General features: G+C 68.6%; 19 protein-coding genes. 8 read left to right on the top strand and 11 right to left on the bottom strand.

The genetic code is table 11. From position 1 onward, the window contains the following. Positions 1 to 384: 384 nt before the first annotated feature. A complete protein-coding gene (locus DIE03_RS32375) occupies positions 385 to 816 on the bottom strand; it encodes a GFA family protein (RefSeq protein WP_124456242.1) in 432 nt (143 codons plus the stop codon). Between the two features lie 93 nt (positions 817 to 909). Further along, on the bottom strand, positions 910 to 2,103 hold the full coding sequence (locus DIE03_RS32380) for a porin (protein ID WP_124456243.1): 1,194 nt from the start codon (positions 2,101 to 2,103) through the stop codon (positions 910 to 912). A 305-nt stretch (positions 2,104 to 2,408) separates the two neighbouring features. Here DIE03_RS32380 and DIE03_RS32390 point away from each other — a divergent pair, with 305 nt between their 5' ends. From DIE03_RS32390 to DIE03_RS32405, 4 genes are all read left to right on the top strand, one after another. Then, the gene (locus tag DIE03_RS32390) at positions 2,409 to 3,041 is read left to right on the top strand and encodes a LysE family translocator (protein ID WP_124456244.1); all 633 of its coding nucleotides are present in this window, start codon (positions 2,409 to 2,411) and stop codon (positions 3,039 to 3,041) included. Between the two features lie 12 nt (positions 3,042 to 3,053). Continuing rightward, the gene (locus DIE03_RS32395; protein WP_124456245.1) at positions 3,054 to 3,590 is read left to right on the top strand and encodes a GNAT family N-acetyltransferase; all 537 of its coding nucleotides are present in this window, start codon (positions 3,054 to 3,056) and stop codon (positions 3,588 to 3,590) included. Positions 3,591 to 3,687: 97 nt separating this feature from the next. Next, positions 3,688 to 4,422: a metallophosphoesterase gene (locus tag DIE03_RS32400; RefSeq protein WP_124456246.1), complete on the top strand. Its 735-nt coding sequence runs from the start codon at positions 3,688 to 3,690 to the stop codon at positions 4,420 to 4,422. Between the two features lie 56 nt (positions 4,423 to 4,478). Further along, entirely contained in the window at positions 4,479 to 5,090 is a 612-nt protein-coding gene (locus tag DIE03_RS32405; protein WP_124456247.1) for an alpha/beta fold hydrolase, read from the top strand. 74 nt (positions 5,091 to 5,164) lie between these two features. Here the strand turns inward: DIE03_RS32405 and DIE03_RS32410 are convergent, their stop codons facing one another. Both DIE03_RS32410 and DIE03_RS32415 read right to left on the bottom strand, forming a co-directional pair. Then, positions 5,165 to 6,487: an ATP-binding protein gene (locus tag DIE03_RS32410; RefSeq protein WP_124456248.1), complete on the bottom strand. Its 1,323-nt coding sequence runs from the start codon at positions 6,485 to 6,487 to the stop codon at positions 5,165 to 5,167. Beyond that, the gene (locus tag DIE03_RS32415; protein ID WP_124456249.1) at positions 6,484 to 7,224 is read right to left on the bottom strand and encodes a response regulator; all 741 of its coding nucleotides are present in this window, start codon (positions 7,222 to 7,224) and stop codon (positions 6,484 to 6,486) included. The genes DIE03_RS32410 and DIE03_RS32415 overlap by 4 nt, the downstream gene beginning before the upstream one ends. A gap of 224 nt (positions 7,225 to 7,448) precedes the next feature. Between DIE03_RS32415 and DIE03_RS32420 the strand changes: the two genes are divergently transcribed. Next, a complete protein-coding gene (locus DIE03_RS32420) occupies positions 7,449 to 8,036 on the top strand; it encodes a thioredoxin family protein (protein WP_124456250.1) in 588 nt (195 codons plus the stop codon). 52 nt (positions 8,037 to 8,088) lie between these two features. Here DIE03_RS32420 and DIE03_RS32425 read toward each other — a convergent pair whose 3' ends face one another. Beyond that, positions 8,089 to 8,727 (bottom strand): FMN-binding negative transcriptional regulator, encoded by a 639-nt coding sequence (locus DIE03_RS32425; protein ID WP_124456251.1) that lies wholly within the window; start codon positions 8,725 to 8,727, stop codon positions 8,089 to 8,091. A gap of 123 nt (positions 8,728 to 8,850) precedes the next feature. Between DIE03_RS32425 and DIE03_RS32430 the strand changes: the two genes are divergently transcribed. Both DIE03_RS32430 and DIE03_RS32435 read left to right on the top strand, forming a co-directional pair. Beyond that, positions 8,851 to 10,359 (top strand): PLP-dependent aminotransferase family protein, encoded by a 1,509-nt coding sequence (locus DIE03_RS32430; protein WP_124456252.1) that lies wholly within the window; start codon positions 8,851 to 8,853, stop codon positions 10,357 to 10,359. 124 nt (positions 10,360 to 10,483) lie between these two features. Then, complete coding sequence (locus tag DIE03_RS32435; RefSeq protein WP_124456253.1) at positions 10,484 to 12,712, top strand: penicillin-binding protein 1A; 2,229 nt, start codon at positions 10,484 to 10,486, stop codon at positions 12,710 to 12,712. A 37-nt stretch (positions 12,713 to 12,749) separates the two neighbouring features. Here DIE03_RS32435 and DIE03_RS32440 read toward each other — a convergent pair whose 3' ends face one another. From DIE03_RS32440 to DIE03_RS32455, 4 genes are all read right to left on the bottom strand, one after another. Then, positions 12,750 to 14,639, bottom strand: a complete 1,890-nt coding sequence (locus DIE03_RS32440; RefSeq protein WP_124456254.1) for a WG repeat-containing protein — start codon at positions 14,637 to 14,639, stop codon at positions 12,750 to 12,752. An 80-nt stretch (positions 14,640 to 14,719) separates the two neighbouring features. Then, positions 14,720 to 15,166, bottom strand: coding sequence for a hypothetical protein (locus tag DIE03_RS32445; protein WP_260434988.1), 447 nt, complete (start codon positions 15,164 to 15,166; stop codon positions 14,720 to 14,722). A 259-nt stretch (positions 15,167 to 15,425) separates the two neighbouring features. Next, positions 15,426 to 16,526, bottom strand: coding sequence for an adenosine deaminase (add, locus tag DIE03_RS32450; RefSeq protein ID WP_124456255.1), 1,101 nt, complete (start codon positions 16,524 to 16,526; stop codon positions 15,426 to 15,428). 45 nt (positions 16,527 to 16,571) lie between these two features. Next, on the bottom strand, positions 16,572 to 17,921 hold the full coding sequence (locus DIE03_RS32455; protein ID WP_124456256.1) for an NCS2 family permease: 1,350 nt from the start codon (positions 17,919 to 17,921) through the stop codon (positions 16,572 to 16,574). Positions 17,922 to 18,016: 95 nt separating this feature from the next. Between DIE03_RS32455 and DIE03_RS32460 the strand changes: the two genes are divergently transcribed. Next, positions 18,017 to 18,928 carry a LysR family transcriptional regulator gene (locus DIE03_RS32460; protein WP_124456257.1) on the top strand — a complete coding sequence of 304 codons (912 nt, stop codon included), beginning with the start codon at positions 18,017 to 18,019 and terminating at the stop codon, positions 18,926 to 18,928. 27 nt (positions 18,929 to 18,955) lie between these two features. On the opposite strand, the gene DIE03_RS32465 is transcribed toward DIE03_RS32460, so the two are convergent. Together DIE03_RS32465 and DIE03_RS32470 are read right to left on the bottom strand one after the other, a co-directional pair. Next, positions 18,956 to 20,008, bottom strand: a complete 1,053-nt coding sequence (locus DIE03_RS32465) for a nucleoside hydrolase (RefSeq protein WP_124456258.1) — start codon at positions 20,006 to 20,008, stop codon at positions 18,956 to 18,958. A gap of 8 nt (positions 20,009 to 20,016) precedes the next feature. Continuing rightward, positions 20,017 to 21,129 carry a porin gene (locus DIE03_RS32470; protein ID WP_124456259.1) on the bottom strand — a complete coding sequence of 371 codons (1,113 nt, stop codon included), beginning with the start codon at positions 21,127 to 21,129 and terminating at the stop codon, positions 20,017 to 20,019. Positions 21,130 to 21,282 lie beyond the last annotated feature (153 nt).

Genomic DNA, 21,282 nt, shown 5'->3' on the forward strand with positions numbered 1-21,282 from the left:
TGGTCGACACTGTAAATCGCGGCGCATGAAATATTGGTGATTCCGGCAAAACCGTATTCGCCGGCATCCCGAATTATTCACTCCGCGCCATTTGCCGTCCGGTGCTTTTTCGTCAACGAAGGTCAAACCCGCGAAACCACGCCGCAACGGCATGCCGGCCGCGCGATTTCGGCGCCTTTCCCGGCATTTTCTTCCGGGCGCCCAATGCGGATACGTCATTTTTTCTGACATGCCCGCATTGCATTTTCATTCCCCGGAAATCGCTTCAATGATTACAAATCGAAATTGAAATGAAAGGGAAAAAATAATATCCGGCGCAATCGCTTTTTCGCGATTCGGCGCACCGGATAAACGGCAGGAAAAGAGGAACGCGGCAGCGATCGTTCAGGTCGCCGGGTCGAGCGTCGGGCCATCCCAGCCGTCGACGTATTTCGGCAGCGCGTCGACGACGTCGATCACGCGTTGCCGGTAGAACAGGTGCATCGTCGGCTGCAGGTCGCCGGGCAGTTGCCCGCCGTGTGCTCGCGCGGCCAGGCTGTTCGGCACGACACGCATGTCGAGCCGGTTCGTCCCGAACACGATCTCGCCGCACGACGCGCACCACGTGCGCGACATCGACTTCTCCGGATGCGGGAACGTCGCGTGGCTGCCGTCGATGCTCACCTGCTCCGGCGGCCATGCGGTTGCGGACAGCATCGGCGTGCCGTAGAAATCGCGGCACGTCGCGCAATGGCAGTTCGCGCGCGCCGCCGGTTCGCCATGCAGCGTGACGGTCACGGCGCCACACAGGCAGCGCGCGGAAAGCGTTCGGGTCATGTCGTCTCCTGTGAAAGGGAGACGGCAGTATAGGAGCATGCATCGAGGCCCGCATCGACCGCGCGCCCCGTTGCGGCTACAACGACCGCTGCGTCAGAACTTCTGGCGCAGCCCGAGGCTGACGATCGCCTGCGAGCGCGAGTCGGACGAGTGGCCGTTCGCCTTGTCGGACACCGACGCAGTCGCAGCCACCGGCCGGCCGAGCGCGTCGAGCGTCATGCCCGATGCATGCTGGTACGCGCCGAGCAGGTACACGCTGGTGCGCTTCGACAGGTCGTACACCGCGCCGAGCGTGACGTTGTGATACTGCGCGCGGTCGTCGACGCCATCGACATCGCTGCCGCGCGTGTAGCTGTAGCCCGCGAACAGCTGGGTCTGCGGCTGCACGTTCCAGCGCGTGAACACGCCCGCGACGTTGAATGTCGCATGACCGCTGAACAGCGACTGGCCGCCGCTGCGGTACTGCACGTTGCTGTAGTTCACGCCGACGACGGCCGGGCCGAAGTCGTACGTCGCGCCCGTCGCGATCACCTGCTGCGATTGCGCGCTCGCATAGCCTTCGTTGATCGACGAGTTGAAGAGACCGTCGTCGGTGCTCCGCCACTTGCCGGCCGTCGGGTCGGTCGCGCCCGTCTTGCTGTTGTCCGAGCGCTCGTAGCCGACGCCGACGCGCAGCGGGCCCGCCGCGTACGCCGCGCCGACGCTCCACGTGTTGCGCTGCTTCATGCTGCCCGGCTGGCCGCCGAAGCCGTACAGCGCGCCGAACGTGAAGCCCGAGTAGTTCGCGCTCGTGTACTTGATCGAGCTGTCGACGCGCGCGGTCTGGTCGAGATCGTCGATGTCGCCGGGGTGCGCGCCGAAGCCGCCGATGAACGACGACGGCCCGACCGGGCTCACGAAGTCGTCGAGCGACGTGTACTGGCGGCCGAGCGTGACCGTGCCGTAGCGGTCGCTGCCGACGCCGACGAACGCCTGGCGGCCGAACTGGCGGCCGCCCTGGCCCGACGTGCCGTTCGTGATGTCGAAGCCGTTCTCGAGCACGAACAGCGCGCGCATCCCGCCGCCGAGATCCTCGGAACCCTTGATGCCCCAGCGGCTGCCGGACAGGTTGCCGGTCGTGAGCCCGACGTTCGAATGGCCGGTGTACGCGCCCGCCGAGCCGACCCGTTCGTTGCTGCGATAGGTCACGCCCGCGTCGACGATGCCGTACAGCGTGACGGAGCTTTGCGCAGCGGCGATACCGGCGAGCGAGAGCAGCAGCGGCGCTGCGATCAGTTGCTTGTTCATGGTTGTATGTCTCCGGGCGGTGAACCCGTTGTTCTGGCTTGCTGTTGCGAGTAGCGCGCGCGGGCGCCGACATCCGCCGGCGGTGCGAGGCCGGCGGCGTCCGCGCGCGACGACGCGGCGGGCATGCCCGCTGCGGCCGCCATGGTAGATGGAACCGGTTCTATTCCACAGTGGAATAACGACAACAGTTTTTTGCCAAAATCGAGATAGTCGGCGCACGGCGGAAGTTGATGGCTGCCGCGCCTGTACAGCGCGGGCCGGCGCACCCGATAATCGAGCGCACACCTTCCGCCGGGAGCGCCGTCATGCATGAAACGACCTTGCTGATCTTTGCCGCCGTCGCGTTCGTCGGCATCGCGACACCCGGCCCGACCGTGCTGCTCGCGCTGACCAACGGCTCGCGCTACGGCGTGCGCCGCGCGGCCTACGGTTTCGCGGGCGCGATGCTGTCCGACTTCGTGCTGATCGTCGCGGTCGCGCTCGGCCTCGGCGCGCTGCTGATGGCGTCCGCGTTCTGGTTCTCGGTGGTGAAGTGGCTCGGCGCCGCTTACCTCGCGTATGTCGGCATCCGGCTGCTGATGTCGAAGGGTTCGCTCGATGTCGCCGCCGCGCAAAACGGCACGGCAACCGAACGCAATGCGTCGATCTTCGCGAAGAGTTTCCTCACGGCGGTGACGAACCCGAAGGGCTATCTGTTCTTCTCCGCGTTCCTGCCGCAGTTCCTCGATCCGTCCGCGCCGCTCGCGCCGCAGTACGTCGCGCTCGCCGTCACGTTCGCGCTGCTCGACGGCGCGGTGATGTTCGGCTACGCGCTGCTCGGCGCACGCGCGGTGCGGCTGCTGAAGCGCTCGGGTGCGCTGTGGCTCGAGCGCACGTGCGGCGCGATGCTGCTCGCGCTCGCCGGTTCGCTGGCGCTGTACCGGCGTCATGCAGCGTAGGAGCAGGTTCCGATGAAAATTGCCGCACCGCCCCGCTCCGGCTTCCCCGGCCTGTCGCTCCGGCAACTCGAACGCGCCGACCTCGACGCGTGGTACGCGTACCTGACGAACCCCGACGTCTTCCGTCACACGAGCTGGAACCTGCGCACGCCCGACGATCTGCTGCCGCTGTTCGACAACATCGAATCGGCCGACCCGGATTCGATCCGGCGCCTCGCGATCGTCGATACCGCATCGGGCGCGCTCGCTGGCACGATCGGGCTGCACACGGTATCCACCGTGAACCGCTCGGCGGAAATTGCGTACGACCTCGCGCCGTCGCACTGGGGGCGCGGCATCGCGAGCGCGGTGTGCGAAGCCGTCACCGCGTGGGCGCTCGCGAACGGCGGCTTCATGCGCATGCAGGCCGTCGTGCTGACCAGCAACGCGGGCTCCGCGCGTGTGCTGCAGAAGTGCGACTACCGCTACGAGGGCCTGTTGCGCGCCTACAGGATGGTGCGCGGCACGCCGGGCGATTTCGCGATGTACGCACGGCTCGCGACCGACTGACGCGCCGTACGCGGCATCGCGCGCCGATGCCGTGAAGCGATTGGACGACCCGTGCCGAATTGGCGACAATCGCCGTTCCCCTCATCGACGCTCCGCCATGAAAATCGCCGCGCTTTCCGACATCCACGGAAACCTCGCCGCGCTCGACGCGGTGCTCGACGACGTCCGTCGCCGCGGCGCCGACGTGATCGTCAATCTCGGCGACATCGTATCGGGCGCGCTCCATCCGGCCGAAACGGCCGACCGCCTGATCGCGCTCGACTTGCCGACGGTCAAGGGCAATCACGAACGCCAGTTGCTCACCCACGATCGCGAAGCGATGCGGCTGTCCGATCGCTGGGCGCACGACACGCTGCGCGACGACCACCGCGCGTGGATCGCCGCGCTGCCCGAACGCATGATGCTCGACGACGACGTATTGATGGTGCACGGCACGCCGGACAGCGATCTCGTCTACTTCCTCGAAACGGTCACGCCCGACGGCTGCCGCGCGGCAACGCCCGCCGAAGTCGCGCAGCGCGCAGGCGACGAGGCGGCATCGCTGATCCTGTGCGGCCACACGCACGTGCCGCGCACCGCGAAGCTCGACGACGGCCGCTTGATCGTCAATCCCGGCAGCGTCGGGCTGCAGGCGTACGCGGACGACCTCCCGCATCCGCACCGGATCGAGACGGGCTCGCCGCATGCGCGCTACGCGATGGTGTCGCGCACGGCGGGCGGCTGGAACGTCGAATTCCATGCGGTCGAATACGACTGGCACACGGCCGCCGTCACCGCGGCTTCGCGCGGGCGCGACGACTGGACCGTCGCGCTACGCACCGGCCGGTGCTGATACTCGCGCCGCCCGACCGCCCCGCTTCGCTTCTTTCGAAGGAGAACCGACTCGCCATGCCCGTTCCGTCGCAACTGCTCTTCCTGCCCGGCGCATCGGGCAGCACCGCCTTCTGGCAGCCGCTGGCCAACCTGCTGACGCATCCGGCCGAGCGGCGGATCGTCGCCTATCCGGGTTTCGGCGACACGCCGCGCGATCCGGCTGTCGACGATTTCGACAGCCTCGTGCGTGAGGTCCTCGATAAAATCGACCGGCCGACCGCCGTGATCGCCCAATCGATGGGCGGCGTGATCGCGATGCGCGCGGCGCTCGACAAACCCGGGCTCGTCACGCACCTCGTGCTGACGGTCACGTCCGGCGGCCTCGACATGGCAACGCTCGGTGCGCAGGACTGGCGGGCCGGTTTCGCCGAAGCGAACCCGCAGTTGCCCGACTGGTTCCTGACGTTCCGCGCGGACTTCTCGCACGAGATCGGCCGCATCGCGCAGCCGACGCTGCTGCTGTGGGGCGACGACGATCCGATCAGCCCCGTCGCGGCCGGCCGGCGCCTGCTCGAACGGCTGCCCGATGCGCAGTTGCATGTCGTACCGGGCGGCCGGCACGATCTCGCGGCCGTGCATGCGCAAGCGCTCGCGCCGCTCGTCGACGCGCATCTGCAGCGCGTGTGACATCGCGCGCTTCAGGTTCGGCTTGCACGTCGGCATGAACCTGAAGCCGTGCAACCGCCCCCCCGCGCGTCGCGTCACCCCGCGCTCCTCAGCGTGAGCCTCGCCTCCAGCCCGCCGCCGTCGGGCCGGTTGTTCAGCGTCAGCGTGCCGCCCATCGCGAGCGCGAGCTGCTTCGCGATCGCCAGGCCCAGCCCCGTGCCGCCCGTATCGCGGTTGCGCGACGTCTCCACGCGCCGGAACGGCTCGAACACGGCGTCGAGCTGATCGGCCGGAATGCCGGGCCCGCGGTCGAGCACGGCAATCACCGCGCCGCCGTCCGGCGCGGCCCGCACGTCGATCTCGGCCGCACCCGCGAACTTCAGCGCGTTGTCGACGAGGTTGCCGACGATGCGGCGCAGCGCCTTCGGCCGCGTGACGAGCGCGAGCGGCGCACGGCTGTGCAGCGCGACGTCCTGCCCCGCGTCCATGTAGTCGCACACGATGCTGTCGAGCAGCGCGTCGAGATCGATGCGGCGCGCGGCTTCCTCGGTGCCGTGCAGCGTCCGCGCGTACGCGACGCCCTCCTTCACCAGATGCTCCATCTCGAGCAGGTCCTGGCGCAGCTTCGCGCCCTGCGTGTCGTCGTCCATCACGTCGACGCGCAGCCGCATCCGCGTGATCGGCGTCTGCAGGTCGTGCGAGATCGATGCGAGGATCTGCATGCGTTCGGCCATGTACTGCGCGATACGGTCCTGCATCGCGTTGAACGCCCGCGCGGCACGCGCGACTTCCGACGGCCCGCCTTCGTTCAGCCGCTCGCCCTTCAGGTCGGGGCCGAGCGCATCGGCGGCCTGCGCGAGCTGCTTGAGCGGCCGCGTCGCGAGCCGCACCGCGAGCCAGCAGCATGCGGCCAGCACCGCGAGCTGGACCACGAGCACGGCCGGCAGCCAGCCCGACAGCGGCACCGTCGACATCGGATGGATGTCGATCGTCAGCGGCGACCCGTCGGTCAGGCGCAAATGCACCTGCAGATGCTCGCGGTCGCCGGGGATCGCGTTCGCGGTCAGCGGGTAGTCGCCGCCGATGCCGTCCGAGATCGAGCGCTCGACGCGTGCCGACAGCCGCGCTTCCGGCGGCGTGCCGGTCTCGCCGGGCCCGAGGATGAACGTATAGCTGCGCCGCGCGAGACGCGGCAGCCACGCGGCGCGCTCGGCCGGCGGCAGATGATCGAGCAGCGCGACCGAACTCGCGACCTCGCGCTCGATGTAGCCCATCATCAGATTGGTGGTCGCCTGGTCGCGCTCGGTCACGGTGAGCCAGAACGACAGCGTCTGCGCGAGCGCGAGGCCCACGCACAGGATCAGCGCGAGCCGCGCGAACAGCGAACGCGGCCAGTGCCACGGCATGCGCACGCTCATGGCGTACCGTCGACGGCGGTCACGGCCGACGAGAACACGTAGCCCTCGTTGCGCAGCGTCTTGATGTAGCGCGGTTCGCGCGCGCCGTCGCGCAGGCGCTGGCGCAGCCGGCTCACGAGCAGGTCGATCGAGCGGTCGAACGGGTCGGACTGGCGCCCCTGCGTGAGGTTGAGCAGCTGGTCGCGCGTCAGCACGCGCTGGGGATTGTCGAGGAACACGCGCAGCAGCCGGTATTCGGCGCCGCTCAGCGCGACCAGCGTGCCTTCGGTATCGAGCAGGTGGCGCCCCGTCGTGTCGAGCCGCCATTCGCCGAACGCGAGCATCCCGGCCGTTTCCGTCACCTGCATGCCGGGCGGCAGCATGCGCGCGCGGCGCAGCACCGAGCGGATCCGCGCGAGCAGCTCGCGCACCGCGAACGGCTTGGCCAGGTAGTCGTCGGCGCCCATCTCGAGGCCGATGATGCGGTCGGTTTCCTCGCCGCGCGCGGTCAGCATCAGCACGGGCACCGTACGAAACTTGCCGGCGCGCAGGTCGCGGCACAGCGTGAGGCCGTCCTCGCCCGGCATCATCAGGTCGAGCACGATCAGGTCGGGCGCGCCGTCGTCCAGCGCGTTGCGCATCTCGCGACCGTTCGCGGCCAGCGACACGCGCATGCCGTTCTTTTCCAGGTAGTCCGCGATCAGTTCGCGAATCGCGCGATCGTCGTCGACGATCAGCACGTGGTCGATCTTGTCCATGAGTCGTGGTCGGTGTCGTGGTTCGGGCAGGCGATGTCCGCTGTTATACCGCAAGGCAGGCACGCGTTTGTATCCCAATGTATCGCGCCGCCGCGACGACACACAACATTGCACACGGGCGGCTGGCCGGACACATCGCAGATACGTCGACGCAGCTTAATGGGGCCTGTCGAAACCCGTCCGGCCGCGCCCCCGAGCAGCGGCCCCCCGATCAGGAGAACGCCATGCTGCCCCGACTCAAGACCGCCGCCATCGTCATCGCCCTCGCCGCCACGGCCGGGCTCGCCGCCTTCGCCGGCACCCGCGACGACGCGGGCATGCAGCCCTCGCAGGCCGGCATGCCCGCGCCCGATTTCACCGGCATCGACCGCTGGCACAACAGCGCGCCGCTGACGCTCGGCCAGCTGCACGGCAAGGTCGTGCTCGTCGATTTCTGGACGTACTCGTGCATCAACTGCATTCATACGATTCCGTTCGTGAAGGAGTGGGACCGGAAGTATCGCGACCAGGGGCTCGTCGTGGTCGGCGTGCATACGCCCGAATATCCGTTCGAGCGCGACGCGGGCAACGTCGCCGACGCGATCAAGCGCTTCGGCATCCGGTACCCGGTCGCGCAGGACAATCGCTACGACACGTGGCGCGCGTACGGGAACCAGTACTGGCCCGCGCTGTACCTGATCGACGCGAACGGCAAGGTCGTCTATACGCGCTATGGCGAAGGCGGCTACGACCAGACCGAGGCCGCGATTCGCGGCGCGCTCGCGCAGGCGCAGGCGGGCACACCGGCGAAGGACGCGACGCGCACGCAGTGACCCGTGCGGCGTGCGGGCGCTGTGCGCGCCGGCACGCACGGCGTGCCCTCGCTCACTCGCGTTTCGCGTCGGCCGCCGCGAGCATCGCCTCGCCGATCGCGAGGTTGCCGTCCGCGACCAGCGCTTCGCCGGCGCCCCGGATATCGGCCTCGGCCTTGTTCTGCCCGAGCTTGCGCTTGCCGACGAGCCGCGTGATCTCGATCTGCAGCCCGACGATCGACTGCAGCATCGTGTCGATGTAGTCCTTCGGCGCGTCGCCCATCTTCCACGGCAGCGGCTGCGACGCCTCGTGCGTGCGCGTGAGCCGCGCGACCACGCCGCGCACGAACTTCTCGTCGTCACGCACCGTGATGCGGCCGTGCGCATGCACGACCACGTAGTTCCACGTCGGCACCTGCCGGTGCGCGACGTGCTTGCTCGGGTACCAGTTCGGCGAGATGTACGCGTCGCCGGCGCGGAAGATCACGAGCACCTCGTCGCCGTCCGCGACGTCCTGCCAGACCGGATTCGCGCGGGCGACGTGCGCATGCAGTTCACCGAGCCCGCCGTCAGCGGGCAGCAGTTCGAACGGAATGTGGTTCGCGTCGAGCCCGCTTTTCCCGTGCGTGATCAGGCTGCCGAACGGATGCTGCACGATCAGCTCGCGCAGCGCGTCGGGATTGGGCTCGTTGAAATCGGCGGGGACGTACATGTCGGCTCCACGGTCGTACGGGGTTGGAAATGGCGCGGGCGCGAGCCCGTCATGCGCCGATTGTGATCCCAAACTGGTTTATGCTGTAGAGCCGGTTTGGAACAATTTCAGCAGACCAGAATCATGGCAAGAACGGCCCGGATCGTCGAAATCCCGTCGCTCGGCGCGCTCGACCGCGCGGCCGGTGACCTGAGCCGCCAGCTCGCGCAGGCGCTGCGCGACGCCGTGCGCCGCGGCGACGTCCGGCCGGGCGATACGCTGCCGTCCACGCGGCTGCTGGCGGCGGCGCTGCAGGTCGCGCGCGGCACCGTCGTCGATGCGTATGCGCAGCTCATCGCCGAAGGTTTTCTCGAATCGCGCGGCGGCGCCGGCACGCGGGTCGCGAACGCGCTCGCCGAACCACCGCCCGGTGACGCGCCCGAGCCGCCGACGCGACGCCAGCCCCCGTCGCACGCCGGGTTGCCCGAACCCGCCGCCACCTTCGCGCGGATCGCCCGCGAATTCAGCCCGTTGCCGGCCATGCCGTTCGCGATCTCGGTGCCGGTCGGCCTTACCGCGCCCGACGACATCTGGCGCCGGCTCGGCAACCGCCTGCGCGCCCGCGGCGCCGGCGCGCCGTCCGGCTATGCCGATCCGCAGGGCGCGTTGCCGCTGCGCGAAGCGATCGCCGACTATGTGCGCCGGTCGCGCTCGGTGCGCTGCGATGCCGGCCAGGTCGTGATCACGAGCGGCACGCAACAGGGGCTGCATCTCGCGAGCCAAGTGCTGCTCGGCGACAACGACCGCGCATGGGTCGAGAATCCTGCCTATCGCGGCATCACCGCGCTGCTCGAAAGCACCGGGCGGCGCGATGCGATGGTGCGCGTGCCGGTCGATGCCGACGGCCTCGACGTCGACGCCGGCATGCGGCTCGCCCCGGATGCGCGCGCCGCGTTCGTCACGCCTTCGCACCAGTACCCGCTCGGCATGCCGCTGAGCATGGCGCGGCGCAACGCGCTGCTCGCGTGGGCGCGCGCGCACGGCGCATGGGTCGTCGAAGACGACTACGACAGCGAGCTGCGCTACGAGGGCTATCCGTTCCCGTCGCTGCAGGGGCTCGACCCCGACCGCGTGATCTACCTCGGCACGTTCAGCAAGATCCTGTTTCCGTCGCTGCGGCTCGGCTACGTGATCGCACCCGACGATCTCGTGCCCGCGTTCTGCGGCGCACGCGTGCTGATGGATCGCCACGCACCGACCGCGGACCAGCACGTGCTCGCCGCGTTCATCGCGGAAGGCCATCTCGACCGCCACATCCGCCGCGTGCGCGGCGTGTACGCGGAACAGCGCGCGCTGCTGATCGACACGCTCGGCGCGCGGCTGCCGCGCGAACGCGCATGGGTGCAGCCGGGCGACCAGGGAATGCACGTCGTGCTGTGGCTTGCCGACGGCATCGACGATCTCGACGTGGTCGCGCGTGCCGCGCAGGCCGGCGTCGCGGTGCGTGCGGTGTCGCCGATGTTCGCGCCCGGCACGGCACGACCGGGGCTCGTGCTCGGCTTCGGCGGGTTCGGCCGCGCGCAGATGGAGGCCGCCGCGCAACGGCTCGCGGCAGTGGTTTCGTCAGCGGAATCGTGCCCCCGCACGCGGTAAAAGGTTGTCGGCGGGCAACAAACGTAATCGTCTGTAAATCCTGCAAGCAAACGGCCGTTTCGGCCGCCGGCGCGCATGCGCCGTTTGCTAGGATCGCGCGTCTTCCATCCGCGCTCCTGCCGCCTTGAATCGCTTCGTGCCGTTTCTCCGAGACGCGTGGCTCCGTTGCCGCGCCCGTGTCGCACCGCTCGCCGCCGCCGGCGCCGCGCGCCTGAGCGCACTGTGCGCGGGCGTGCTGCGTCGCCTGCGCCACCCGACGCGCCGCGGCGTAGCGCTGACGCTCGCCGCGATACCGGTGCTGGGCCTGCTGGTCCTGCTTGCGTTCGTCCCGTTCACGCCGAGCATCGGCGACATCCGCAAGGCGCGCATCGACCGCCCCGCACGCGTGTTGTCGGCCGACGGCCAGCTGATCGCCGAGTTCCGGCCCGTCAACCGCGAATGGGTGCCGCTCAAGCAGATCTCGCCGCACATGGTCGACGCGCTGATCGCGACCGAAGACCACCGCTTCTATTCACACCACGGCATCGACTTGCGCCGTACGCTCGCGGCCGGACTGCGTACCTTCTCGGGCGACCGCCAGGGCGGCTCGACGATCACGCAACAGCTCGCACGCAACCTGTATCCGGATGAAGTCGGCCGCGCGCCGACGCTCACGCGCAAGGTGAAGGAGCTGATCACCGCGTTCAAGATCGAGTCGGTGTACAGCAAGGACGAGATCCTCGAGACCTACCTGAACACGGTACCGTTCCTCTACAACGCGTACGGTGTCGAAATGGCCGCGCGCACCTACTTCGGCAAGTCGGCAGACCAGCTCGACATCGCGGAAAGCGCCACGCTCGTCGGGATGCTGAAGGGCAACAGCTACTACAACCCGGTGCTGAATCCGGAGCGCGCGGTCCAGCGGCGCAACATCGTGCTCGGCCGGATGGCGCAGATGGGCATGCTCACGCCGCAGCAGCTCGCGAAACTGCAGCGCCAGCCGCTGCGCGTCGACTTCGAACCGCAGACGGCGCAGCCGAGCCTCGCGCCGCATTTCGCGGTCCAGCTGCGCAAGTGGCTGATCGCGTGGGCCGACCGCAACAACTACGATCTCTACGCCGACGGGCTCGTCGTGCGCACCACGCTCGACGCGCAGTTGCAGGACATGGCCACGCAGGCACTGACGCGGCAGACCGAACGGCTGCAGTCGATCGCCGACAGCGCGTGGCGCGGGCCGTCCGGCTGCGGGCTGCGCAACGATCTGTTTCGCGGCTTCATCCGCCAGACGCCCGAATACCGCCAGGCACGCGACGCGGGCGTTGCCGATGTGCCGGCGCTGAAGCAGCTCGGCGCAAACCGCGCGTTCATGCGCGCGCTGTGCGAGCGCAAGATCCAGGTACAGGCCGGCTTCGTCGCGATCGATCCGCGCAACGGCGCGATCCGCGCATGGGTCGGCAGTCCCGATTTCGGCAGCGAGCCGTTCGACCACGTCACGCAGGCGCGCCGCCAGCCGGGTTCGACGTTCAAGCCGTTCGTCTATGGCGCCGCGTTCGCGGACGGCATGCGGCCGGACGATACGTTCGTCGACCGCCCCGTCGCCATTCCGATCGGCGGCCGCGCCGTGTGGCATCCGACCGACGCGGAGCCGCCGACCGGCGAGCCGATGACGCTGCGCGACGCGCTCGCGCTGTCGCGCAACCGCATCACCGCGCAGGTCATGCAGCACGAAGGCGCCGCGAAGGTCGCGCAGCTTGCGCGCGCGATGGGCGTGCGCGACAGCCCGCTCGACGCGGTGCCGTCGCTCGCGCTCGGCACGAGCCCCGTCACGCTGAAGGAAATGGTGTCCGCGTACGGCACGATCGCGAACCGCGGCGTGTACGTCGCGCCGCAGATGATCACGCGCATCGAGGACCGCGACGGCAAGGTGCTCGCCGCCTTCGGCAGCGCACCGCCTGAACGCGCGCTGCCGGCGGCCGCAGCGCAGACGCTCGTCGACGTGATGCGCGGCGTCGTCGATTACGGCACCGGCGCCGACATTCGCTCGCGCTACGGAATCCGGATCGACGTTGCCGGCAAGACCGGCACGACGCAGGACAACACGGACGGCTGGTTCGTCCTGATGCATCCGCAGCTCGTGGCCGGCGCATGGGTCGGCTTCGACGACGGCAGCGTGACGCTGCGCAGCGACTACTGGGGCGCGGGCGCGCACAGCGCGCTGCCGATCGTCGGCTCGTTCTACGACGCGGCGCTGCGCGCGCGGGCGATCGATTCGCACGTGCAGTTCTCGCCCGACTTCCGGCCGCGCAGCGCGCCGGCGCCAAAGCGGCGCGCGCAGCATTCGGGCCTGTTCGACTGGCTGCGGTTCTTTCGCTGATCGCGGTACCGCCGGCCGGTCACGCCGGCGGCCCGTCTTACCGGCGCGCCGTCGACACGTGCCCGTCCGCGTACAGCCAGACGGGTACGCCGTCGTCGCGCAAAGCCGCGACCGGCTCGCCGTTGCGCCAGTTCTGCGCGATCGCAATGCGGCGGACATACCACGGCATCAGGAATGCCTGCGCCGTACCGTCGAACAGCGCGCCGTCGCCGATCCGCACGTAACGGGCCGGATGCAGGACGGTGCCGTCCGCACGCAATATCGTCGCGTGCACGTCGTCGCCGTCTTCGTCCTGCACCCATCCCAGCCAGCCGCGATCGGCTCCCCAGTACAGGCCGGACACGATGTCGTACGGCCCTTGCGCGATCGTCGCCCCCGTATCGAGATCGCAAATCGCCAGTTGCACCGGCTCGCCCGGCAGGACGCCGAGCGCGTAACGCTTGGACAGCGCGCCCGGCACCGCTTCGTCGTCGGACAACCACGACAGTGCGCCGAGGTTCACGAAATCGAACGGCACCAACGCGCGGCCGTGCCCGTCGACGACCGCGCAACGCCCGTCGTCGCGCCGCACGATATGGCGGATCGCGCCGAGGTCTGCCACGCGCTCCGTCGGCGTGTCGTCGAGCTTCGCGATTTCCGCGTAACGCGGCTCGACGACCGTGCGACCGTTCAGATCGACGAGGCCGACGTGATCGTCGTCTCGCTGCGCGAGAAACGCGCCGCACTCGGACGACCATTCGAGCGACGCCCATTCGGGTTTCGTCAGCCATTGCCCGTCGCGGCCGACCAGCCCCCAGCGCTCGCCTTCGCATGCCGCGACGGCGGTGTCGTTCACGAACTCGTGCGTATCGTCGAAACGCGGCGGAATCACCCACGCGCCCTGCGTATCGACGAAGCCCCAGCGGCCGTCCACGCTCGCGGACGCCAGGCCGCCGGAGAATTCGCCGAAATTGTCGAGGGTCGGTTCGAGCACCCACGTGCCGTCCGTGCGCACGAGCCCGAACCGCTCGCCCACGCGTACGCATGCGACGTCACCGCTGAAATCCCACACGGCGTCGAACGCCGGTTCGCGCACGATCCGCGTCTCGTCGCCGTCGCCATCGGCGAGCAGCAAACCGACCTTCCCGTCGCGCGCGGCCCACAGCAGCCGGTCGTCGCGTGCGCCGCTCGCCCACAGGTTCGTCCACTCGGGCGGCACGATCACGTCCCACGCATCGTCGGTTTCGCGCCGCACGCCCCACAGTCCGTTACGCCCGCGAAAGCTGAACGTGTCGTGATCGAGCCAGTTGCCGTGCAGTTCGCCGGCGTCGAACATCTCGGCGAACGTCACGCCGCGCGGCGGATTCTGGCGCTGGAAATAATGATGCGACACGCCGCCGAACCCGAAGCCCCACGCCCAGTCGCCCCAGTCCGCGGGTGTATCGATCTCGAGCGCATCGCGCACGCCGCGCACGTCGCGAAAGTCCATGCAGTTCGCGACCTGCCACCACAGGCGCGTGCAGTTGTCGCGTTCCGCGTCGATGAAGTCGTCCGGATCGCCGCCGTCGAGCCATGACAGCTCGTCGAGGTTCGCAGACAGCCGCGGCGCGCCGTGCGCATCGCCGATCGCATCGATCGACTCGCCGAGATGGCGCACGAGCGCATCGAACTGGCGCGCGAGCGCCGGATCGTCGCCCGGCAACGGATACGCGGTGACGAACGCCGCAAGCCGGCTGATGCGCGCATGTGCGGCGCGCGCGTCGCTGGAAAGATTCGGCGTGCCCGCGTCGCCGAACACGCGCTGATCGGTAATCGCGTCGCCCGCGCCGCCGTCGGCGAGCAGCACGCGCCACAGCAGCGGAAAGTGATTGTTGGATTCCGCGAACTCGACCGTTCGCGCGTCGTCTCCGTCACCTGGCTGGAGATAGAGCCATGCTCGATTGCCCATCGGAAGGAATCGCCTCGTTGTCGTGTCGTCGTGTGCAGCAACCTGCCGGTCCGCGCGCCGTCAGCGCGCGGTAACCGCCTTCACGGCGCCGTCGGCGAATCGCCGCTGCGCGCGACCCGATACAGTTCGATGCCGTCGACCTGGAAGCCTTGTGTCATCAGCAGCAGGACACCGGTGGTCGAATGCTTCGTCGTGAAGTTGCTGCCCGTGATCGACGTGACCTGATAGGGCGAGCCGATCGGCATCCTGATCAGCTCGCCTCCCGGCACGTCGAGCACGCACGCGTCGGCAGGCGGCTTCTCCGGACCGTCCATATCGAGCTCCGCCACGCGCGCCGGGGCCGTTTCGGCACTCCAGCGGCCGGCATCACGCGCGCGCAGCACGAAGCCGTCGCCCGCCTTCTCCACCCGCAGGGTCGCGGGCTTGCCGGCGGCCGGCGCGTAGTCGCCCAGCAGCCCATCGCAGGCACTGCCGGCTCGCGCGGACAGCGAGACGAACAACATCAGACAGAAGACGGGGATGCGCACGTAAAGCCTCTCAGATTCGAATTATTGTCGGAATGCCGGCGCGGGCGCGCGCGGCGGCAGCGACACGCTCGGGCGCTGCCGGACGCCAATATAGCGAATGCGATCGAGGTATGCCAGCCTGACACGCGCAGCGCGGTGCGGTGCGGAGAGACGACAGGACGCGTGCGCGGCACCCTGTTGCGGCCGTGCACGGCCCGGAGCCGTGTGAACGAAGCGCCGACCGGTCGAGCGACCGGCCGGAATGCACGCGCAGTCGCGCTCAGCCCGCCGCGAGCGTATCAGCCAGCCTGTCGAACTCCGGCGCCCATGCCGCACGCCACGCCGCCTTCGCCGCCTCGTCGGCCCATGCGCCGTCGATCCCGTTCAGCATGAACTGCTTCAGCTCGGCCACGGCGAAGCCGAAGTGGCTGAACATCAGTTCCCACGCTTCGCTCGGATTGACCTTGTGCAGCGTCGGATCGTCGGTGTTCGGATGGATCTTCAACCCGAGCCCCGGCATCCTGCGCATCGGATGCAGTTCCGCCCATTGCTCCGGCGGCAGCGTGCGCAGGTAGTACGAATTCGTCGGCACGACGGTGAAGACGATCCCGCGCTCCGCATAGCGTGCGCACAGCTCGGGGTTGTCGACGATCGTATAGCCGTGATCGACGCGATCGACCTGCAGCAGGTCGACGGCCGTCTCGACGTTGCGCCACGGCATCCCGAACTCGCCCGCATGCGCGGTCGTGCGGAAGCCGGCCGCGCGCGCATTGCGGTACGCCTTCCAGAACAGTTCCGGCGGCCGGTCGTTCTCGCGATAGTCGATCCCGAGCCCTGCGACTTCGTCCGCGCGATTCGTCTTCATCCACTCGACGATCGCAACGGCTTCGTCGGGATCCTGCTCACGGTCGATGCTCGGAATCAGGCGCGCGCCGATCCCGAAGTCGCGCGCGGCATCGCGGATCGCGGTGACGATCGCGGCCTGCGCGTCGGCATACGCAATGCCCGATACGCGAACCGTGCCGGTCGGATTCCAGAAGAATTCTGCATGCCGAACGTTGTGCGCGGCTGCATCCTCCAGATACTCGTACGCGATCCGCCGCAGGTCGTCGGGCTGCGTGAGCAGATACTTGTCGAGCGCGCGCAGCACGTGCAGCACGCCGACCGGTTTCTCGCCGCGTGCGTAGAACGCGTCGATCTCCGCGCGCTCGATCGGCGCGCCGCTGCGCTCCGCGAGTGCGATGAACGTGTCGTGCCGCACCGCGCCGAGCAGGTGGCAATGCAGCTCGACCTTCGGCAGTGCGTGGAAGAACGCCCGATGGGCCGGCGTGATCTCGATGCCCGTGCGCGCGGCCGGGACGTTGCCTGGTGTTGCCTTCATGTCAGTCTCTTTCAGGTGGTGCCATTGCGTCGCGAAAGCCGTCTCTCAGTGCGGCTTCACGACGGTCCAGAAGTAGTAGCCGAGCGGAATCGCAAGCACGACGAGCCCCCACGACACGTCGCGCCAGCGGCCGGCCAGCAGCTTGACGAGCACGTAGCACAGCAGTCCGCCCGCAATGCCGGTGCCGAAGCTGTTCGACATCAGCGTGAGCAGCACCATCGACATCACGGGCAGCGCGTCGGTGAAGTCGTCGAAATGCGTATGGCGGATCGTCGCGAACATCGACAGCCCGATCAGGATCAGCGCCGGTGCGGTCGCCTCTTTCGGGATCGCGAGCGCGACCGGCACGAACAGCAGCATCGCGGCGAACAGCACGGCCGCGGCCAGCGACGACAGTCCGCTGCGGCCACCGGCCTCGACGCCCGCCGCCGATTCGATCAGCGCGGTCAGCGCGGGAATGCCGAACACGGGCCCGAGCGTCGCGGCGAGCGAATCGACGAGGAACGGCCGGTTGATGTTCGGCAGGTTGCCGTGTTCGTCGAGCAGGTTCGCCTTCGCGCCGACCGCGAGCGCGGTGCCGAGCGTCGAGAAGAATTCCGCCGCGAAGAACGCGAACAGGTACGGTGCGGCCGCGAGGCTCAGTGCGCTGCGGATGTCGAGCTTGAACGCGATCGGCGCGATGCTGTGCGGCAGCGACACGAACGACGCGGGCAGGTGCGTGACGCCCAGCGGCACGCCGGCCGCGGCTGCGACGAGAATCGCGATCAGGATCGCCCCGGGCACCTTGCGCGCCTGCAGCACGATCGCCACCGCGAGCCCGATCAGCGCGACGAGCGCACCCGGCCGCGAGAAGTCGCCGAGTGCGAACGCGTTGGTCTTCGCGTTCGCGACGACCATGCCCGCATTGCGCAGCCCGAGCATCGTGACGAACAGCCCGATCGACGCGCCGAGCCCGAGCTTGATCTGCACCGGTATCAGCCGCACGACGACGCCGCGTGCGCCAAGTATCGTCAGCAGGAAGAACAGCACGCCCGACACGCATGCGATGCCGAGCCCCGTCTGCCAGCCGACGTGTTCCGTCGTCGCGAGCGTCACGCCGATGATCACCGAGCCGCCGATGCCGGGGCCGACGAGGAACGGCAGGTTCGCGTAGAGCCCCATCAGCGTCGTGAACAGCACGAACACGATGATGGTCGCGGTCGTTGCCGCGCCGCGCTCCATGCCGCCCGTCGCGAGCAGCGACGGGATCACGACGAGCAGATACGCGGCCGCGAGGAACGACGTGACGCCCGCGATCGTCTCGGTGCGCACGCTCGTGCCGCGCGCGGCGAGCGCGAAGCGGCGTTCGAGCCAGCTGGCCGGCGCGCGCGCCGGGATCGTGTCAGTCGCTGACATGGTGGTTCTCCTGTGATTCCGAATATTGTCCTGTGCCGGTTTCCGCGGCGCAGGTCTTATACTGCCGCGTACCGCATCCCGACCGTCATTGCCCGATGTCGTCCGACCGCTCGTCGCTGCTGCCCGCGCTCACGCTGCGGCAGGTCCAGCACTTCGTCGTCCTTGCCCACGCACGCAGCTTCACGCAGGCCGCGCAGGCGCTGTCGCTCACGCAGCCCGCGCTCACCGCGTCGATTCGCCAGATCGAATTCCTGCTCGGCGGGCGCCTGTTCGCGCGTACCGCGCATCGCCTCACGCTCACCACCGCGGGCGAAGCCGTGCTGCCGCTCGCCGAACGCCTGCTCAACCAGGCGCGCGGCACTTTCGACGACATGACGCGGCTCATCGGCGAACGCATCCAGACCGTGCGCATCGCGTTCATCCCGTCGGTCGCGGGCCGCCTGCTGCCCGCGCTCAACGCACTGCGCGGCACGCACCCGACGCTGCGCTTCACGCTCACCGATTTGCCGAACAGCGCGCTCGTCGAAGCCGTGCGCGACGGCGTCGCGGATCTCGGCATCGGCGTGCGCGAACCCGACAGCGACGACGGCACGCTGCGCTACCAGCAGTTGTTCGAGGACGAGATCGTGATCGTCGTGCGGCATGACGATCCGCTCGCCCGCGCGAAGAGCGTCACGTGGGCGAAGCTCGTCGATCGCGAGCTCGCGGTATTCGTGCGCGGCAGCGTCAGCGAATCGCTGCATCGCACCGGCGGCGCCGAAAAGCTGCGCCTGAACGTCACGTACCGGATGGAGTACACCGAGCCGCTCTACGCGCTGGCGCGCAACGGCCTCGCGACCGCCGTGCTGCCGAGCCTCTACACGATGCATCTGCACGATCCCGAACTCGTCGCGCTGCGCGTCGACAAACCGCGCGTCACGCGCGCGATCTCGCTGATCTCGCTCGCCGCCGACGATCGCGGCCCGCACGTGCGCGCGTGCCGCGAGTGGATTGCGAAACACATCTGATCCCGATTGCGTTGCAATGGCCCGCGCTCAGGGCAGCGTCGCGATGCGCTCGACGAGCGTCGCATAGAAACGGTCCGCGTCGACCTCGTTGATCCACGTCGCGTTCGCCGCGCGGCCGCTGCGGCCGTTCCAGTCGACGATCGTCTCGCCAAGCGTCCACTGCCCGGCCGTCTCGACCACCACGTTCACCTTCCGCCCGCCGAACAGTGTCGGGTCGACGAGATAGCCGACGGCCGTCGGGTCGTACATCGGCGCATCTTCGACGCCGCGCCGCTTCTTGTTGTATGCAAGCTCGGCATCCATGATGTCCGCGACGATCGCGCCGCAACGGTTGCCGAGTGCACGGAACGGCGCAACGCGCGCCGGCGTGATCGGCGCCTTCACCGCGACGTCGCGCGGCAGCACGACGACCGGCACGCCGCTGCCGAACACGACTTCGGCCGCCTGCGGATCGACGTAGATGTTGAACTCGGCAGCCGGCGTGATGTTGCCGCGCTCGAAGAACGCGCCCCCCATCAGCACGATCTCGCGCAGCGCGCCGCGAATCTGCGGCGCTTCGACCAGCGCAGTCGCGATGTTCGTCAGCGGGCCGAGCGCGCACAGCGTCACGCTGTTCGGCGCCGCGCGGCTCAGCATGTCGACGAGGTACGACACGGCGTGACCGGCAGCAAGCGGCGCGCGCGGCTCGTGCAATTCGACGCCTTCGAGCCCTGTCTTGCCGTGCACGTTCGCAGCCGTCACGAGCTCGCGCACGAGCGGACGCGGGCAGCCCGCGTAGACCGGCAGCGTCTTCGTGCGACCGGCCCAGTCGCGGATGATTCGTGCATTGCGTTCGGTCAGGTCGAGCGGCACGTTGCCCGCAACGGCCGTCAGCGCGCGCACGTCGAGCCGGTCCTGCGCGCCCAGCGCGAGCAGGATCGCGATGGCGTCGTCCTGCCCCGGGTCGGTATCGATGATCACCGTGCGGCGCGCGGCGTCGCCGCCTGCCGCGAACGCGCCCGCTTCGGGCAGCAGCGCGGTGCCGGCCAGCGCGGCGGACTGTTTCAGGAAGGTGCGACGGGATGCGATCGGATAGGTCATGGTCGAACTCAGAAAACGTGCCGGACGCCGAGCGTTGCCATCATCTGGCGCGTGCTGGTCGAGCGTGCGTAAGCGAAGATCTGCGCATGGTCCGCGTCGCCGGCCGCCTGCTGCGCGATCACCGTCAGCGCGACGTCGGTGCGCTTCGACAGGAAGTAGTCGGCCTGCAGGTTCACCTGGTGCCATCTCGGACGCTTGTCGATCACGTCGTACTTGCCGTTCGTGAACGCATACGCGGCGCCGAGAAAGAGCTGCGGCGTCATCGTGTAGACGACGTTCACGCCGAGGTTCTGCAGGCGCAGGTGCGAATTGTCGAGGTAATCGTAGCGCACGTCGGTGAACATCGCGGCGAACTGCGCGCGGCCGATCGTGTAGAAGCCGCCCGTGCCCGCGATCCGCTGCCGGCTTGCATACGCCGCCGGCGTCATCGCACTCTTGCTGAAGATCAGCAGCGGCGACGCGTAGTCGTTCGCAATCGCGCCGTCCTGGTTCGTCGCGCTGTAAGGATGGTTGTACTGAGCATAGACCACGCTCCAGCGCAGCGGGCCGCGCTCATAGCCAAGTCCGAAGCTGTATGCGCTGTTGTTCGCGAAACCGGTCGCGTTGCTGAAGCCGTACAGTGCGGTGAACTTCAGCCCGTAGTAGACGGGGCTCACGTACTTCACCGAATTCTGCACGCGGATGTCGTTGTAGCCGTTGTCGTTGTCGCCGATGTTCACGCCGTTGCTCGCGATGATCACGGGCCCGATGTAGTCGTGGATCGCATCGTACTGGCGGCCGAACGTCAGCGAGCCGTAGGTGCGGTCGGCAAGGCCCACGTAGGCCATGCGCCCGAACTCGCGGCCGTTCTGCGCGGCCGTGCCCGTCATCACGTTGAAGCCGTTCTCGAGCTGGAAGATCGCGGACAGCCCCTGCCCGAGATCCTCCTTGCCCTTCAGCCCCCAGCGCGGGTTCTGGTTCGTGCCCGACAGCGCCTGCCAGGCGTTCTTGCCGCCCTGGTTGGTTGCGAACCCGACGCCTGCCGAGATGAGACCGTACAGCGTGATGCTGCTTTGCGCACAGGCATGGGTCGCGAAGGCGCCGAGCATCGCGAGCGGAGCGAGCTTGTAGAGAGTTTTCATGCGGGTCGTGTGGTCGGTGGTGGTCCAGGCGCGGCAGGGTTCCGCGAAACTGGACTCGACTATACGAACCCGAATCGGATAATAAAAGTTTGCTTTTGTTATGGTTCAATAAAACGGATTTATTCTCATCCCTGCATCTCCACCGGGCCGGCG

Source organism: Burkholderia sp. Bp8992 (genome assembly GCF_003853705.1).
GTDB lineage: Bacteria > Pseudomonadota > Gammaproteobacteria > Burkholderiales > Burkholderiaceae > Burkholderia.